1 protein-coding gene is annotated in these 1351 nt (G+C 52.8%); it reads left to right on the top strand.

Going from position 1 to position 1351, the window contains the following annotated elements; all coding sequences use genetic code 11:
* On the top strand, positions 1-1351 hold a 1351-nt coding region (locus ACTHS3_RS13330), incomplete at both ends, for a capsular polysaccharide biosynthesis protein (RefSeq protein WP_440368168.1).

The following is a 1351-nucleotide window of genomic DNA, read 5'->3' on the forward strand; positions in this document are numbered from 1 at the left end:
ATCTGACCCAACTGGCGCAGCAACACCGCGTCCATCTTTTGGCAGAAGACATCAATCCGATTTCTTTGTTGCAAAACGTCGATAAAGTTTATTGCGTTACCTCGCAAATGGGTTTTGAGGCGCTTTTGTGCGGCAAACCGCTGGCCACTTTCGGCCTGCCGTGGTATGCCGGATGGGGCGTAAGCGACGACCGCCATCCAAAAATCGACAGCCTTGTTCAAACCCAACGCCGCACCACCCGCAACTTGCTGCAACTCTTCGCCGCGGCCTATCTGCAATACAGCCGCTACCTCAACCCCAATACCGGCGAAGCAGGCAGCCTCTTTGATGTTATCGACTATCTGGCAACGGTCAAACGCAAAAACGACAAATTGCGTGGAGAGTTGTATTGCGTCGGCATGTCTTTGTGGAAACGCGCGGTTGCCAAACCGTTCTTTAACGTACCCTCATGCCGTCTGAAATTTATCTCCTCCACCCAAAAACTGGCAGGGGTCAAACTGTCCAACGATGCACGCATCCTAGCTTGGGGCAACGGCAAAGAGGCCATCGTCCGTTTTGCCGAACAACATAATATCCCCCTGCTGCGCATGGAAGACGGCTTTATCCGCTCGGTCGGACTCGGTTCTAATTTAGTGCCGCCGCTGTCGCTCGTTACCGACGATATGGGCATTTATTTCAATGCCGAAACCCCGTCACGTCTTGAACACATCCTCCAAAACCAAAACTTCGACGACCAGGACTTTCAGACGGCCTTGAAGCTGCAAAAAATGCTGACCGAAAACCACATCAGCAAATACAACGTCGGCAGCTCAGACTTCACCGCCCCGTTAACCGACAAAACCGTGATCCTCGTTCCCGGCCAGGTCGAAGATGATGCGTCTATCCGCTACGGTTCGCCCCAAATCTATCGCAATCTGGATCTGCTCCGTACCGTACGCAAACGCAATCCCGATGCCTATATCATCTACAAACCGCATCCCGATGTAGTCAGCGGTAACCGTATCGGCCATATCTCTCCTGAAGATACGGCACGATATGCCGACCAAACCGCCGAACAAGCCGACATCCTGACTTGTCTCCGATACGCAGACGAAGTACATACCATGACTTCGCTGACCGGTTTTGAAGCCTTGTTGCGCGGCAAAAAAGTCAGCTGCTACGGCCTGCCTTTCTATGCAGGTTGGGGGCTTACCCAAGATCTGCTCCCTATTCCGCGCCGCAGTCGCAGACTTGAACTTTGGCAGCTGATTGCCGGCACGCTCATCCACTATCCTGACTACATCCACCCCGAAACCCATCAGGCCATCAATGCGGAAACTGCAGCCCAAATCCTGATACGACAAAAAAATAT

Source organism: Neisseria sp. P0009.S007, assembly GCF_051962515.1.